Below are 16274 nucleotides of genomic sequence, written 5' to 3'. Positions count from 1 at the left end.
GGACCGTGCGGCGCACCGAGCCGCTCCGGAACATACGCGGGGCGGGGAGCCCGGCCGTGACCGCCGCTCCCCGCCCCGCCCCTCAGGCGCCATGCAGCGTCACCGAGCCCGTTCCCTCCGCCCTGGCCCCCGTCGTCTCCGCGACCACGCGGTACGGACGGTCCGTGCCCTCGGAGGTGACGGTGAGGCCCTCCCCGTCCCGCACCACCCGGAACGAGGCGGCGGTCGCGCCCGTCAGGTCCGGCACCGTGACGGACCTGACGTCGGGGGACGTCGTGGAAGCGCCGCCGAAGACCCGCAGCGTGAGCCCGTCCAGCCAGTCGCCGTCGGGGCGCTGGTCGTCCGCGCCCCAGGGAATCACCGCGCCGGGGCGGACCAGGATCGGCAGGCTGTCGAAGCCGTGGGTCTCGTGGCGCCAGACCGGCCCGGTGACGGTCTCGCCGGTCAGCAGGACGGTCCACGTGCCCTCGGGGACGTAGTACTCGACCCGCCCGTCCTCCGTGAAGACGGGCGCGACCAGCAGATCCGGTCCGAGCATGTACTGGCGGTCCAGCATCCGGGTCGTCGGGTCCCCGGGGAACTCCAGCAGCATGGGGCGCATCATCGGGACGCCCGTGCGGTGGGCGGTGGCGGCCGCCCCGTACAGGTACGGCATCAGCCGGTGCTTGAGCAGGGTGAACTTCCGGGCGACGTCCACCGCCTCCTCGCCGAACGCCCACGGCACCCGGTAGGACACGTTGCCGTGCAGCCGGCTGTGCGAGGACATCAGGCCGAACGCGAGCCAGCGCTTGAAGACGGCCGGGTCGGGCGTGCCCTCGAAGCCGCCGATGTCATGGCTCCAGAAACCGAAGCCGGACAGGGACAGGGAGAGTCCGCCGCGCAGCGACTCGGCCATCGCGGTGAACGAGGCGAAGCAGTCGCCGCCCCAGTGCACCGGGAACTGCTGGCCGCCGGCCGTCGCCGAGCGGGCGAAGAGCACCGCTTCGCCGTGGCCGCGCTCCTTCTCCAGGAGTTCGAAGACCGTGCGGTTGTAGATCTGCGCGTAGTAGTTGTGCATCCGCTCCGGGTCGGAGCCGTCGTGCCAGACGACGTCGGTGGGGATGCGCTCCCCGAAGTCCGTCTTGAAACAGTCGACACCCTGGCCGAGCAGGATGCGGAGCTTGCTGTTGTACCACTCGCACGCGGCGGGGTTGGTGAAGTCGACCAGGGCCATGCCGGGCTGCCAGAGGTCCCACTGCCAGACGTTGCCGTTGGGCCGGCGCACCAGGTAGCCGAGTTCGGCGCCCTCCGCGAACAGGGCGGACTTCTGGGCGATGTAGGGGTTGATCCACATGCTGATCCGCAGGCCGCGTTCCTTGAGCCGGGCCAGCATGCCCTCAGGATCGGGGAAGACCTCGGGGTCCCAGAGGAAGTCCGACCACTGGTACTCGCGCATCCAGAAGCAGTCGAAGTGGAAGACGGAGAGCGGGATGTCGCGCTCGGCCATGCCGTCGACGAAGGAGGTGACGGTCTCCTCGTCGTACGAGGTACAGAAGGACGTGGTGAGCCAGAGGCCGAACGACCAGGCCGGCGGCAGCGCGGGGCGGCCGGTGAGCGCGGTGTAGCGGGCCAGGACCTCCTTGGGTGTCGGTCCGGCGACGATGTAGTACTCCAGCGACTGGTCCTCGACGCTGAACTGCACCTGGCCGACCGACTCCGAGCCGACCTCGAACGAGACCTTGCCCGGGTGATTGACGAAGACGCCGTAGCCGCGCGAGGAGAGGTAGAACGGAATGTTCTTGTAAGCCAGTTCGCTGCTGGTGCCGCCGTCCGCCTGCCAGATGTCCACGGTCTGGCCGTTCTTGACGTACGGCGTGAAGCGCTCACCGAGGCCGTAGACGTTCTCGCCGACGTCCAGGGCGAGTTGCGCCAGCATGTGGTGGGCGCCTTCCGGCGTCGTGGCGAACGCGGTGCCCTTGGCGTCGACGCCGGTGAGGCGCCGGCCGTCGGCGTCGAGGAAGGTCAGGCCCCAGGGGCCGTCGCCGTCCAAGCGCAGGGTCAGCGGACCACTGGTCAGTTCGGTGACCGCGCCGTCCCGCCGGGTACGGGCCCCGGCGGCCGCCGCATCGAGACCGGGGAGGACGAAGTCGGGTCCGCGGTGGACCGTGCCGGCGTGGTGGGTGGTGCGCACGCCGATGATCCCCTCGGCCGGGGAGAAGCATTCGACCGTGATGAGCGGGCTGTTGAGGGTGTCGCCGCGCTCGGCGACGTGCTTGACCGACGCGTAGGCGGTGAACCGGTCGTCGCCGACGTGCAGATCGCGGATCTCGGTCGCGTAGGAGGCGCGTACGCCCTCACGCATGAGCCAGAAGCCGTCGGTGAACTTCATGCGGACTCCTTGCCGGGGGCAACTGGAGGAGGAGGAACAGGGAGAGGGGTGCGCGGAGCGGTCCGGTTCACTCGCCGTCCCCGGTGAAGGTGATCCGGGCGAGGCGTACCGTGCCGTGCAGAGTGACGCGCAGGTCTCCGGTGCCGGAGGCGTTGAGCACGGCCCGCACCGATCGGTAGTCGTAGGGGCCTTCGGTGGCGGCGACCGGGACGGTGACCGTGGCGCCGCCGACGGTGAGCAGTACGGCCCCCTCCCCCGCCGCGGACACCTCGACACCGCTTGTTCCGGACGCGAAGTCGCAGCGGCGGTAGAGGAGTTCGTTGCGCTCGGCGACGGCGGCGACCGCGTCCCCGTCCGTCTTCGCGCGGTCGACGATCTCGGTACCCAACTGCTCGTCGTAGTCGGCCGCGTCCAGACCGCGCGCCAGGACGGGCCGCGGTCCGGCCGGGTCGCCGTCGACGGTGACGACGGTGATGAGCCGGATGTCCGAGCTGGAGGCGCCTGCCTGGATCTCGTACGCGCCCGGGTCGACGGTCCAGCGGCCGTACGCCACGTCCCAGTGGCCGAGCTCGGCCACGGGGACGATGAAGTCGACGCGTTCGGCGGCGCCGGGAGTCAGGTGCAGCCGGCGATGGCCGGCCAGCTGGCGCAGCGGCCGGACGACGGACGGCGCCACCGCGCGGACATACAGCTGGGCGACCTCGTCCGCGGCGACGTCGCCGGTGTTGGTGACGGTCAGCGACACCCGCAGGAGGTCTCCGTCGCGCTCGGCGTTCAGGCCGCCGTAGGTGAACTCGCTGTACGAGAGGCCGTGGCCGAACGGGTAGAGCGGGGTGCCCTCGTAGTAGAGGTAGGTCTGGCGCGATCCGATGATGTCGTAGTCCAGCAGGCCGGGCAGCTCCGCGTCCGAGGTGTACCAGGTCTGCGGCAGCCGGCCGGCCGGGGAGACGTCGCCGGCCAGGACACGGGCGAGTGCCGTTCCGGCGGCCTGTCCGCCGTGCGCGGTCCACAGGAGTGCGGGGAGTACGGCCGCGGCGTCGGTGAGGGCGTACGGGTAGGCGGAGGTGACCGCCAGCACGGTGCGCGGGTTGGCGGCGTGGGCGGCGCGCCAGAGGCGTTCCTGCTGCGCGGGGAGGTCGAGGGTGGTGCGGTCCTCGGTCTCGCGGCCGTTGATGTGCGCGTCGTTCCCTGCGACCACGACGACGAGGTCGGCGGCGGCTGCCGCGCGGGCGACGGCGTCCTCGCCGCGCTCGGTGACCTCCAGCTCGAAGACCGTTCCGGCGGCCCGGCCGGAGCCGGAAACTTCTTCGCCGGGGGCGGCAACCTTTACGCCGTCGGCGGCGACAGAGACATACCTACCCGTTCCCACGTGCAGAAGGCGGTGCCCCCCGTCATGACCCTCCGCCGCCTCCCAGCGGAACGTCTCCTGGACGATCCAGCCACCCGGTTCGTCCGCGGAGGCGCGTACGAAGCCGTCCTCGGCGACCGAGAGGTAGCGTCCGGCAGGTTCCCGCAGGGTGATCACGCCGTTGCCCCAGTCCACGAGCGCCAGCTCCGAGGGGGTGTCGCCGCAGGTCAGCGGGGGCAGGTCGGTGCGGCCTGCGAGCAGTGCCGGGTCGAGGGCGCCTTCCGCGCCGCGCACCGGCTCCTGGCTCCGGTCCGCCGCGGGAATCCGCAGCCAGCCGTCCGCGCACTTCAGCCGGACGAGGTCCGCGCCCTCTTCGAAGACGACGTGGTCGGCGCCGAAGCGTTCCCGCAGTCCGTCGAGCGGGGTGGAGCGGTGGATGAGCGTGCCGCTGTACCAGTCGAGCTTGCAGGCGTCGGCGAGGAGGCCGACGACGGCGACGGTCTTCCCGGCGCCGGGGTCGAGCGGCAGCAGTCCGTCGTTCTTGAGCAGCACGACGGCCTGTTCGGCGGCCTCCAGGGCCAGCGCCCGGTGGCCCTCGGTGTCGAAGTCGGCGGTGTCCGCGTACGGGTCGAGCTCGGGGTCGAACTCACCGAGCGAGAAGCGGAGTTCGAGCAGTCGCCGGACAGCGGTGTCGATGTCGTGCTCGTCGAGGAGTCCGCGCTCCAGGGCGCCGCGGATGCGGCCGGTCATGATGGCGGAGTCCTGGCCGTGGTCGGTGAAGCTGTCGACACCGGCCCGCAGGGAGGCGGCCGTCGCCTCCTCGTGGGTGTCGTAGTAGTGCTCGGAGTCGACGAGGTTGGACGGCGCCCCGGCGTCGGAGCAGACCACCAGCGACCGGTCGGTCCAGGACCGCAGGTGCTGGGACAGGTGCGGCGAGACGTGGTTGGGACGCCCGTTGACCAGGTTGTACGCCGGCATCACACCGGCCACCGCGCCCGCCTGCACGGCGTCGCGGAAGGCCCTGAGGTCGTACTCGTGCAGGACCCGGGGGCGGACCGAGGAGGAGGAGGTGTCGCGGTCGGTCTCGTTGTTGTGGGCGAGCCAGTGCTTGAGGACGGGGGCGGTCCGCCAGTAGAGCGGGTGGTCGCCGCGCAGTCCCCGGGTGTACGCGACCGCGATGGCGGAGGTCAGCCCGGCGTCCTCGGAATACCCCTCCTCACCGCGTCCCCACAGCGGGTTGCGCAGCAGATTGACGGTAGGGGCCCACACGTTGAGGCCGACGCGGTCGTCCTGGGCGCGCTTGGCGCGGACCTCGTTGCCGACGGCTTCGCCGACGCGGCGCACCAGTTCGTCGTTCCAGGTGGCCCCGAGTCCCACGGCCTGCGGGAACACCGTCGCCGGGCCCATCCAGGCAACGCCGTGCAGGGCCTCCTGACCGGTCCGGAAGGCGCCGAGCCCGAGCCGGTCGACCGCCGGTGCGAACTGGTGCAGCATCGCGATCCGCTCGTCGAGCGTGAGCTGCTGAAGCAGATCGTCGACGCGCTTGGCGAAGGTCAGCTGCGGGTCGCGGAAGGGCTGCGGTTGTTCCGTCACGTGCGGGCCCCCTTGGAGAGGTGGGAGGTATTCCGGTGCCAGCGCCTCGCACGAGCATCCGAGGAGCCTCGGAAGATCTTTCGAAGCGCTTCGATGCTCCGTGGCCGACCCCGCCAGTGTCAAGGCCTCATCTCCGACCTCCCTACGCGACGACGTCCCAATGCGCCAGGAAACGGTTCGGAAACAGGTCGGAGGAATCTGGAAACGGACTCTTGTGCGGCTGGGGCCCTTCACTTAACCTCGCTGCAACATCGAAGCGCTTCGACAGAGCTTCGATGGGGCGCCCGGCGCCCGTGATCTCCCCGGGACGGCGACAGGTTCTGCCGCTCCCCTGTTGAACCGCTTCACCTGCGGCCGGTCACGCCGGCTCAGTCAGCAACGCTCCACCTCAGACACAGGAACCGAACGGCGGTCGCCCGCCACGTGTCGTCCTGGTGCGCCTCGAAGGGTTGACGCAATGACGCCGAATTCCACCCCCTCCTCCACGGCTCCGAGCCGGAGAAGCTTCCTCGCCACGGGCGCGGTCGCCGCCGTCGCCGTGGCCGGCGGGGTACCGCTGCTCGCCGCGTGCGGCGGCTCCGGTTCCGGTTCCGCGGGCAAGGAGGGGACGACAACGGGCAAGGCACTCAAGAAGGTCGTGCCGTCGTACGCCCCGCTGAACCTGGTCCAGCCCGACGTCGCGAGCGTCAACGGTTCGAGCCCCGGCTTCACCAAGCTGCCCGACCCGCTGGTCGTCTCCGTGAAGTCGGTCCCGGGCAAGGGCTCGTCGTTCCGGGTCATGACACCGCTGTGGGGCACCGTCCCGAAGAAGAACAACCCGTACTACACGGCCGTGAACAAGGCCGTCGGCGCCAAGCTCAACTTCGACCCGCAGGACGGCAACACCTACCAGGACAAGATCGGCGCGGTTCTCGCCGGCTCGGACATCCCGGACGTCATGACCATCCCCGGCTGGAACATGCAGGGGCAGATCCGCAACGCGATCAGCGCCAAGTTCGCGGACCTGACTCCCTATCTGGCGGGCGACGCCGTCAAGAAGTTCCCGAACCTCGCCAACATCCCGACGGGCGCCTGGCAGTACTCGGTCTTCGGCGGCAAGCTGCGCGGCCTGCCGATGCCGACGCCGATCATCGGCAACGCGATCTTCTACCGCAAGGACCTCATCGGCTCCGGCGCGGTGCCGGCCAGCGCGGACGACCTGCTGGCGTTCGGCAAGGAGCACACCGCTCCCAAGCAGAAGGTCTGGGCGTTCGACGACCTCTGGACCTGCATCCAGAAGATCTTCGGCCTGCTGCCCGACGCGCCGCACTACTGGCAGCTGGAGAACGGCAAGCTGGTCCACAAGATCGAGACCAAGGCGTACCGCGAGGCGCTCGCCTTCGCCCGCAAGCTCCACGACGGCGGGTACGTCCACCCGGACGCCGACGCCGGCAAGGACGCCGACTCCAAGATCCGCTTCACCAGCGGTCACGTGATGATGTACAACGACGGCACCGGCGGCTGGAAGGGCATGGTCACCGAACAGGCGGCCGCCAACCCCAAGTTCGACATGCAGGCGCTGGACTTCTTCAACCACGACGGCGGCAAGCCGGTCCTGTGGCAGGACGACCCGGCGGGCATCTTCACCTTCCTCAGCAAGAAGCTCTCCAAGGCGCAGATCGAGGAGTTCCTCGCGATCGCCGACTACGCGGCCGCGCCGTACGGCACCGAGGAGTTCATGCTCACCAACTACGGAGTGAAGGGCACCCACTACACGATCAAGGACGGCGCCCCGACCTACACCCCGCAGGGTGTCGAGGAGGCGCAGCCCTCCACCTTCCTGTTCCTCGCCTCGCCGCCCACCTCGATCGCCTACCCGGACCAGCCGCAGCTGGCCAAGGACTACGCGGCCTGGATGGCGCGCCAGGCCCCGAACGTCAAGAAGCCCCTCTTCTTCGGCATGCAGGTCGTCGAGCCGCAGCGGTACGCCTCCCTGTACACGCCCTTCGACGACCTCCAGAAGGACATCCGCCGCGGCCGCAAGAAGGTCAGCGACGTCGACGAGGCCGTGAACACCTGGAAGAAGAGCGGCGGCGACAAGCTGCGCGACTGGTACCAGGACATTCTCGACAAGAACGGCTCCGGCGTCTGACGCGTACGACGCACAACGGCCGTATGCGGGACAGCAAGAAGGCCGCCGGGCGCACGAAGCCCGGCGGCCGTGGCGGAGAGCACGACATGGGGAGCACACGGTGAAGCCACGGGCCACGGTCACGACCGACCCGGACCGCACCGCCGACGGGGCCGGAGCCTCGGCCGGCGGCAGCGGTGACGGTGACGGCAAGGACGGAAGCGGCATACGGACGGACAGGTCCCGCGCGAGCGGAACGCGCGGATCCCGTACGCCGAAGAAGGCGAAGAGGGCGAAGAACGGGGCGGCGAAACAGGCGCCGACGGGTACCGGACCGCAGGCGGGGGGCATCACCTGGCGCCAGCGGCTGCGGCGCGACCGCACCCTGGTGCTGATGACCCTGCCGGCCATCGCGCTGCTGCTGCTCTTCAACTACATCCCGCTGCTCGGGAACATCGTGGCCTTCCAGGACTACGACGTGTACGACCTGGGCATCACCGGCAGCCCCTTCGTCGGCTTCGACAACTTCACCCGGATCTTCGAGGACTACCGCTTCTGGGAAGTCCTCATCAACACGCTGGTCATCTTCGTCACCCAGCTCGTCCTGTTCTTCCCCATCCCGATCGCCATCGCGCTGCTCGTCAACACGATCATGAGCGCACGGGTGCGGGCCTGGGTCCAGGCAGTCGTCTATCTGCCGCACTTCTTCTCGTGGGTGCTCGTCGTCACCGTCTTCCAGCAGATGTTCGGCGGAGCCGGGCTGGTCGCCCAGTGGCTGCGTGAGCACGGCCATGAAGGCTTCGACCTGATGACCGACCCGGGCTTCTTCAAGTTCCTGGTCTCCGCCCAGGCGGTCTGGAAGGACGCCGGCTGGGGTGTGATCGTCTTCCTCGCCGCGCTCGCCGCCGTCAACACCGACCTGTACGAGGCCGCGGCCGTGGACGGCGCGGGCCGCTGGCGCCGCATGTGGCACGTCACGCTGCCCGCGCTGCGTCCGGTCATCGCGCTCCTGCTCGTCCTGCGGGTCGGCAGCGCGCTCAACCTCGACTTCGAGCAGATCCTGCTCCAGCGCGACCAGGTCGGCGCCGGCGCTTCGGAAATCCTGGACACCTACATCTGGTGGACGGGCATCAAGACCGGTGACTTCGGCTACGCGGCAGCCGCCGGCATCTTCAAGGGACTGTTCAGCGTCGCCATGGTGCTGGGTGCCAACAAGGTCGCTCACATGCTGGGCGAGCAGGGGGTGTACTCCAAGAAATGACAACTCTCCTGGAACTTGAGAAGGACCCGGCAGAACCCGCGCCCCGCGCGGAGACACCGCTCCAGCGCGCCCTGCGCACGGAGCCCCGCCCCGTGTGGGAGGAGGAGCCCACCAAGGCGGGCCTCGCCTTCAAGGGCTTCGGACTCGTCGCGATCTGCGCGATCGTGATCATCCCGATCTGGGTGGTGCTCATCACCAGCCTCTCCGACACCAAGGCGATCAACGACGCCGGCGGCCTGGTCGTCTGGCCGAAGAGCATCACGTTCGTCGCCTACAAGGAACTCCTCAGCGGTGGCGCCGTGACCCGCGCGGCCGCCGTCAGCGTGGGCCTCACCGTCGTCGGCACGGTGGTCAGCATGGTGGTCTCGGTCCTGTGCGCGTACGGGCTGAGCCGCCGCGACTCGTACGCCCACCGTCCGCTGCTGATGACCCTGATGGCGACGATGTTCTTCGGCGCCGGACTCATCCCCACGTACCTGCTGGTCACCGGCATCGGGCTGAGCGACAGCTACTGGTCGATGATCCTGCCCAGTGCGATCAGTGTCTTCAACGTGCTGGTCCTGCGCGGCTTCTTCATGGACACCGCGCCCGAACTCATCGACGCGGCGCGGATCGACGGCGCCGGCGAGTGGCGGATCCTGCTCCAGATCATCATGCCGCTCTCGCGCGCCGTGATCGCCGTGATCTCGCTCTTCTACGCGGTGGGCTACTGGAGCCAGTGGTTCAACGCGATGCTCTACATCCAGGACAGCGAGAAGTACCCGCTGCAGATGATCCTGCGCCAGCTGGTCCTCCAGCACCAGGTCCCGCCGGGCGCCATGGGCGCGGCGGTCAGCAACGGGTCGATCAACAGCCTCGCCGTGCAGATGGCGGTCATGATCCTCGCGCTGATCCCGGTGGCGATCCTGTCGCCGTTCGTCCAGAAGCACTTCCAGAAGGGCATGCTCACCGGCGCCGTGAAGGGCTGATCCACCGCACGGCCCCGGTGCGGGGCCGGTCCACGAACCGTCCGGGACCGGCCCCGCCGCATCCTGCTCGCCGCCACGCTTCACCCCCTCCTTGTCCTTCTCGCCCTTGTCCGGAAGGTGTTCGCCATGCGCGCTTCGTCAGCGCCCACGCCCAGCCGTAGAACCGTGCTCGCGGGAGCGGCCGTCGCAGCGGCCGCCGCAGCCCTGCCCCTCGCGGGTCCCGCCGCGGCCGCCTCGACGCACCACCGGGACGAGTCCACCGAACCGCATCGCTGGCGGACCGCCGCGATCGGCGGGACGGGTTTCGTCACCGGGGTGCTGTTCCACCCTTCCGTGAAGGGACTCGCCTACGCCCGCACCGACATCGGCGGCGCCTACCGCTGGGACGACGCCAAGGCCCGCTGGACCGCCCTCACCGACCACCTCGGCTGGGACGACTGGAACCTGCTGGGCATCGAGGCCCTGGCCGTCGACCCCGCGCACCCGGACCGCCTCTACCTGGCCTGCGGTACGTACGCCCAGGACTGGGCGAGCCCGGGCGCGGTGCTCCGGTCCGAGGACCGGGGCGCGACCTGGCGGCGGACGGACCTGACCGTGCGGCTGGGCGCCAACGAGGACGGGCGCGGGGCCGGCGAGCGGCTGCTCGTGGACCCCCGCGACAGCGACACGCTCTGGCTCGGCACCCGGCACGACGGATTGCTGCGCTCCACCGACCGGGGAGCGACGTGGGCTCCGGCGGACTTCCCCGCCACTCCGTCGGCGAGCGGCCAGGGCGTGCTGTTCCTCGCCGCCGCCGGCCGGGCGGTGTACGCGGGCTGGGGTGACGGCGGCAGCGCGCTCTACCGTACGAACGGCTCCGGCGGCTGGGAGACCGTGCCCGGGCAGCCGTCCGGCAGCGCGGCGACGAAGGTCCCGGTCCGGGCAGCGTACGACGCCCGGGGCCGCGCCCTGTACGTGACCTACGCGGACGCCCCGGGTCCCAACGGGCAGTCCGCCGGCTCGGTCCACCGCCTCGACACGGTGACGGACACCTGGAGCGAGGTGACCCCGGTGCGGCCGGACGCCGCGGCCGGTGACGGCTTCGGCTACGGCGGTGTCGCGGTCGACGCGCGCCGCGCCGGCACGCTCGTGGTGACCACCAACAACCGCTGGTCGCAGATCGACACGGTGTTCCGCTCCACCGACGCGGGTGCCTCCTGGACCTCGCTCAAGGACGCCGCCGTCCTCGACGTCGCGGAGACCCCCTATCTCCGCTGGGGCGGGGAGTCGGCCAAGTTCGGCTGGTGGATCCAGGCCGTGGCCGTCGACCCGTTCGACTCGCGGCACATCGTGTTCGGGACCGGCGCGACGATCTTCGGAACCCGCGACCTCGTCCACTGGGCCCCGGAGATCCGGGGTCTCGAGGAGTCGTCGGTACGCTTCCTGCTCGCCCCGCCCGCCAAGGGCGCCCGCCTCCTCAGCGGGCTGGGCGACATCGGCGTGATGTACCACGACTCGCTGACCGCCTCCCCGTCGCGCGGCATGGCGTCGAACCCGGTCTTCGGCACGGCCACCGGCCTCGCCCTGGCCGCGCTCAAGCCCTCGTACGTCGTACGGACGGGCTGGCCGTCGGGCTCCACCTCCGCAGGGGCGTCCTCGGACGACGGCGGCAGGACCTGGCAGCCCTTCGCCGCCCAGCCGGAGATCGCCGCCTCGGCCCCCGGTCCCGTCGCGGTCTCCGCGGACGGGTCGGTGCTGCTCTGGTCGTTCGTCCACTGGGACGGCACCAAGTACCCGGCCCACCGCTCCACCGACGGCGGGGCGAGCTGGGCGGAGGTCGCCACGTTCCCCAAGGGCGGCGCGCCGGTCGCCGACCCGCTCGACCCGCGGCGCTTCTACGTCTACGACACCGACACCGGAGCGGTCTTCCACTCCGCGGACGGCGGGGCGACGTTCGAGCGCGGCGCGACCGGACTCCCCTCCGGCGACGTCCAGTTCAAGGTGGCGGCGGCACCCGGGCGCAGCGGTGACCTGTGGCTCTCCGCGAAGGACAACGGACTGTTCCGTTCGACGGACGGCGGGCTGACGTTCACGGCCGTGCCCGGCTGCCAGGCCTCGCACGCCCTGGGCTTCGGCAGGGCCGCGCCGGTCAGGGGACGGGAGCGGCCCGGCGCCGGCTACCCGGCCGTCTTCCAGACCGGCCGGGTCTCCGCGACGCACGACGGCGTGGCGGTGCTGCGCTCGGACGACGCGGGCGGCACCTGGGTCCGGATCAACGACGACTCCCATCAGTGGGGCTGGACCGGCGAAGTGATCACCGGTGACCCCCGTGTCCACGGCCGTGTCTATCTGGGCACGAACGGCCGCGGCATCCAGTACGCAGAACCCGCATAAGCAAGAAGGAACGAGAGACGCCATGCCGTCCCTGCGCGACGCAGCCCGTGGCCGCATCCTCTTCGGAGGCGACTACAACCCCGAACAGTGGCCCGAGGAGGTGTGGGAGGACGACGCCCGGCTCATGAAGGAGGCCGGCGTCAACTCCGTCACCCTCGGCGTCTTCTCCTGGGCGAAGATCGAACCACGCCCAGGAGCGCGGGAGTTCGGCTGGCTGGACCGGCTGATGGACCTGATGCACGCCAACGGCATCGGCGTCGTGCTCGCCACCCCGACCGCGTCCCCGCCGCCCTGGATGGGGGCGCGGCACCCGGAGACCCTGCCGCGCACGGAGGACGGCTCGGTCGTCTGGTACGGATCGCGCCAGCAGTTCTGCGCGAGCTCTCCCGTCTACCGGCGCTACGCCGCGGCCCTCACCGAGGACCTCGCGGCGCGGTACGCGGACCATCCCGCGCTCACCGTCTGGCACATCAACAACGAGTACTGCACCCACTGCTGGTGCGACGAGACGGCCGCCCACTTCCGCCGGTGGCTGCGCAGCCGGTACGGCACGGTCGACACGCTCAACGAGGCGTGGGGCACGGCGTTCTGGAGCCAGCGCTACGACTCCTGGACGGAGATCCTGCCGCCGCGCAAGGCGCAGTACATGAAGAACCCGGCGCAGGTGCTCGACTTCAAGCGGTTCACCTCCGACGCGCTGATGGAGTGCTACGTCGCCGAGCGCGACATCGTCGCCCGGCACACCCCGCACGTTCCGGTGACGACGAACTTCATGCCGCTGTGGTCGGGCCAGGACGCCTGGGCCTGGTCGGCGCAGGAGGACATCGTCTCCGTGGACATCTATCCGGACCCGCGGGACCCGCAGGGCGGTCAGTACAACGCGATGCTCGCCGACATGACGCGTTCGCAGGCCGCCGGGCCGTGGATGCTGATGGAGCAGGCGGCGGGGCCGGTCAACTGGCGGGGCGTCAACCACCCCAAGCCCGAGGGGCTGAACCGGCTGTGGTCGCTGCAGGCCGTGGCGCGGGGGGCCGACGCCGTGTGCTACTTCCAGTGGCGGCAGTCCCGGCAGGGCTCGGAGAAATTCCACTCCGGGATGCTCACCCATGCCGGCGAACAGGGCCGAACCTTCCGCGAGATCAAGCGCCTCGGAGCGGAACTCGCCACGCTCGGACCGGCTGTGGTGGGCGGCGACGTCCCGGCCGACGTGGCGGTCCTGCACGACTGGGACGCGTGGTGGGCGGGTACGCAGGAGGGCCGGCCGTCCTCGCTGCTCGACTACACCGAGGTCGTACAGCGCTGGCACCGGGCCCTGTGGGAGAACGGTGTCGCCACGGAGTTCGCCCGCCCGGACGCCGACCTGAGCCGGTTCAAGGCGGTCGCCGTACCCCATCTGTATCTGCTCACCGACGCCTCGATCGACAATCTCGTCGCGTACGCGCAGGGCGGCGGGACACTGGTCTGCGGCTTCTTCAGCGGGGTCGCCGATATCGACGACCGCATCAGGCCCGGTGGCATGGACGCGCGGCTGCGCGAGCTGTTCGGGATCCGCACGCTGCACGAGTGGTGGCCGCTGGACGCGGATTCGGCCGTGGAGTGCGACGGCTTCCGGGGCACTCTGTGGTCGGAGGAGCTGGAGGCGGCACAGGGCACCGAGGTGGTGTCCGCATACCGCGACGGCGAGCTGACCGGGCTGCCCGCCGTGCTCCGCAGGGGCCGGGCCCACTACCTGTCGACGCTGCCGGAGCCGGAGGCGCTGCGTGCGCTGCTCGGCGGTGTGGTGCGGGAGGCCGGCGTGGAGCCGGTCCTCGCCGGGCTGCCCGAGGGGGTGGAGGCGGTCCGCCGCGGCGGACTCCTCTTCCTGCTCCACCACGGTCGGGACACCGTCACCGTGACCGTGCCGGGCGCGCACGAGGAGCTGCTGACCGGCCGGACGGTCGAGGACCGGGTGGAGCTGGGGCGTTACGGCGTGGCCGTGCTGCGGAGCGCGGCGCCGTGACCGTCCGCACCCACATCGACGGCACGTGGGAGCCGCGTCCCGCATCCCGCTGGGAGGACGCCTTCCTCGGCGGCAACGGCCGGCACGGGGCGATGGTGTACGGCGACCCGGCCGACGACCGGGTCGTCGTCAACCACCACACCCTGGTCCGGCCCAACGGGAGTGAGCACCTGCGGCCGCCCGAACTCGCCGATCGGCTGGACCAGTTGCAGAGCGATCTGCTCGCCGGCGACACCACGGCCGCCGAGCGGTTCGGGGCGGGCCGGCCGCTGGTGTGGGTACAGCCCTTCCATCCGGCCTTCCAGACCAGGATCCGGTCCGGGCCGGACACGCCGTCCGGTTCCGACGGCAGCGATCCGCCGCCGGACTACCGCCGTACGGTCGACTTCACCACGGGTGAGATCACGGCCGTGTGCGAGGGCCGCCGCAGTCAGGTCTTCGTCTCCCGCGCCGACGACGTGATCGTCCAGCACGTCACCGGCCCCGGGCTCGCGGTGGACCTGACCCTGGACCACGCGCTGCCGGGCGCACCGCCGCGCCTGGCCATCGGCCGCAGCACCGTGCTGACGCCGGGCGGTGGCCGGCTGTCCCTGCGGGTGGGCTACCCGGACAGCGAACTCGCCTACACCGGGGTGACCGTGGTCCGGGCGGACGGCGGCCGGGTGTCGGTCGCGGGCGAGGGCCTCCGGGTCGAAGGGGCCCGGAGTCTGCTGCTGCTCACCCGGGTGCGGCGCCACACGGGCGCCCTGGACCTCGCGGCGGAGTGCGCCGCCCTGCCGCAGGACGACTACCCGACGCTGCTGGCCCGGCACCGCGCACTGCACCGCCCGGCCTTCCAACGGGCGTCCCTGACCCTGGACGCCGATCCGGCCGAACGCGCACTGCCCGGCAGCGAGCTGGTACGCCGGCCGGGCAGCCCCGCCCTGCTGGAGAGGTTGTTCGCGGCCGGGCGCTATCACCTGTTCTCGTCCTCCGGCGTGCTGCCGCCCCGGCTGACCGGCCTGTGGACGGGCGACTGGGACACCGCCTGGTCGGGAGCGTTCACGACCAACGCCAACCTCAACCTCCAGATCGCCTCGGCGGCGGCCGCCGCACTGCCCGAGGTCTCCGAGGCCCATGCCTCCCTGGTGTACGGGCAACTGGCCGACTGGCGGGACAACGCGCGAGCGCTCTTCGGGGCCCGCGGCATCGTCGCCCCGTCCCACACCGACGGCGAGTCCGGCCACACCCGCCACTACCAGCGGGCCTATCCGCTGCACCTGTGGACGGCCGGTGCGGACTGGCTCCTGGAACCGCTGGTCGAGCACGCCGAGACGAGCGGGGCGACGGATCCCCGGCTGGTCGACGCGCTCCACGAAGTCGCCCTGTTCTACGAGGACTTCCTGACCCGCACCGCACCCGACGGCACCGTGGCCCTCGTGCCCTCGTACTCACCGGAGAACCGCCCGGCCAACGCGAGCTGGGGGACGGTGAACGCGACGATGGACCTCGCGGCGGCCCGCCACGCGCTCACCACCTCGGCCGACCGCTCCCCCACGGCTCCGGCCTCCGCGCGACGGCGGGAGCTCGCGGCCCGGCTCCCGGGGTACCGGGTCAACGTGGACGGCGCGCTCGCCGAGTGGGCGTGGCCCGGCCTGGAGGAGACGTACGACCATCGTCACCTCAGCCACCTCTACCCCGTGTGGCCGCTGGACGCGGTCAATCCGTACGACACCCCGGAGCTCGCGGCCGCTGCACACCGCGCTCTGGAACTGCGCGGATCGGAGAACGACTCCGCCCACGGGCATCTCCACCACGCGCTGATCGCCGCACGCCTCCGCGACGGCGCCCGGGTCACAGCGGCCCTGGACGCCGTGCTGGCGGGCGACTTCTTCCACGACTCGCTGATGAGCGCCCACTACCCGTCCCGCAACGTCTACAACGCGGACGCCGCCCACGCACTGCCTGCGGCGGTCATCGAGTCGCTCGTCCAGTCGACCTCCGACCGGCTGGTCCTGCTGCCCGCACCACTGGCCGGCTGCCCGAGCGGCGAACTGCGCGGCGTGCGGACCAGGTTCGGCGCCGGACTGGACCTGCGCTGGAACGCCGACGGCACCGCGACCGCGGTGCTGCATCCCACCCGTGACGCCCGGATCGATGTCCGTACGGGCCACGGCAGCATCCTCACCGATTCCTCCGCCGGAAACACCGTGGCTCCGCTGGAGCTGACGGCCGGCGTGGACCGTGTCCTCGATCTGAGGCGGCGGTAGCACTC

Annotated in this window: 8 protein-coding genes; 6 read left to right on the top strand and 2 right to left on the bottom strand. The window is 71.1% G+C overall.

The genetic code is table 11. The features are described 5' to 3' along the window. Positions 1 to 82: 82 nt before the first annotated feature. Entirely contained in the window at positions 83 to 2368 is a 2286-nt protein-coding gene (yicI, locus tag ACGFZA_RS11510) for an alpha-xylosidase (protein ID WP_393678746.1), read from the bottom strand. A gap of 67 nt (positions 2369 to 2435) precedes the next feature. Next, a complete protein-coding gene (locus ACGFZA_RS11505; protein ID WP_393678745.1) occupies positions 2436 to 5309 on the bottom strand; it encodes a glycoside hydrolase family 3 C-terminal domain-containing protein in 2874 nt (957 codons plus the stop codon). Positions 5310 to 5766: 457 nt separating this feature from the next. On the opposite strand from ACGFZA_RS11505, the gene ACGFZA_RS11500 reads away from it, so the two are divergent. The 6 genes from ACGFZA_RS11500 (at position 5767) to ACGFZA_RS11475 (ending at position 16269) form a co-directional block, all read left to right on the top strand. Further along, on the top strand, positions 5767 to 7440 hold the full coding sequence (locus tag ACGFZA_RS11500; RefSeq protein WP_385280133.1) for an extracellular solute-binding protein: 1674 nt from the start codon (positions 5767 to 5769) through the stop codon (positions 7438 to 7440). A 100-nt stretch (positions 7441 to 7540) separates the two neighbouring features. Next, positions 7541 to 8680, top strand: a complete 1140-nt coding sequence (locus ACGFZA_RS11495; RefSeq protein WP_393678744.1) for an ABC transporter permease — start codon at positions 7541 to 7543, stop codon at positions 8678 to 8680. Beyond that, a complete protein-coding gene (locus tag ACGFZA_RS11490) occupies positions 8677 to 9648 on the top strand; it encodes a carbohydrate ABC transporter permease (RefSeq protein WP_393678743.1) in 972 nt (323 codons plus the stop codon). Before ACGFZA_RS11495 ends, ACGFZA_RS11490 begins: the two co-directional genes overlap by 4 nt. Positions 9649 to 9774: 126 nt before the next feature. Further along, entirely contained in the window at positions 9775 to 12021 is a 2247-nt protein-coding gene (locus tag ACGFZA_RS11485; protein WP_393678742.1) for a WD40/YVTN/BNR-like repeat-containing protein, read from the top strand. A gap of 22 nt (positions 12022 to 12043) precedes the next feature. Further along, positions 12044 to 14020: a beta-galactosidase gene (locus ACGFZA_RS11480; protein WP_393678741.1), complete on the top strand. Its 1977-nt coding sequence runs from the start codon at positions 12044 to 12046 to the stop codon at positions 14018 to 14020. Next, positions 14017 to 16269 carry a glycoside hydrolase N-terminal domain-containing protein gene (locus ACGFZA_RS11475; RefSeq protein ID WP_393678740.1) on the top strand — a complete coding sequence of 751 codons (2253 nt, stop codon included), beginning with the start codon at positions 14017 to 14019 and terminating at the stop codon, positions 16267 to 16269. The genes ACGFZA_RS11480 and ACGFZA_RS11475 overlap by 4 nt, the downstream gene beginning before the upstream one ends. Positions 16270 to 16274 lie beyond the last annotated feature (5 nt).

The sequence above is a fragment of the Streptomyces sp. NPDC048211 genome, assembly GCF_043202315.1.
GTDB lineage: Bacteria > Actinomycetota > Actinomycetes > Streptomycetales > Streptomycetaceae > Streptomyces.
The sequence above is the reverse complement of the archived record's forward strand: the minus strand, read 5'-3'. Positions and strand labels throughout refer to the sequence as shown.

Coding starts and splice junctions, on each gene's coding strand:
- yicI (WP_393678746.1), bottom strand. CDS start 2,368: ATGAAGTTCACCGACGGCTTCTGGCTCATGCGTGAGGGCGTACGCGCC.
- ACGFZA_RS11500 (WP_385280133.1), top strand. CDS start 5,767: ATGACGCCGAATTCCACCCCCTCCTCCACGGCTCCGAGCCGGAGAAGC.
- ACGFZA_RS11490 (WP_393678743.1), top strand. CDS start 8,677: ATGACAACTCTCCTGGAACTTGAGAAGGACCCGGCAGAACCCGCGCCC.
- ACGFZA_RS11485 (WP_393678742.1), top strand. CDS start 9,775: ATGCGCGCTTCGTCAGCGCCCACGCCCAGCCGTAGAACCGTGCTCGCG.
- ACGFZA_RS11480 (WP_393678741.1), top strand. CDS start 12,044: ATGCCGTCCCTGCGCGACGCAGCCCGTGGCCGCATCCTCTTCGGAGGC.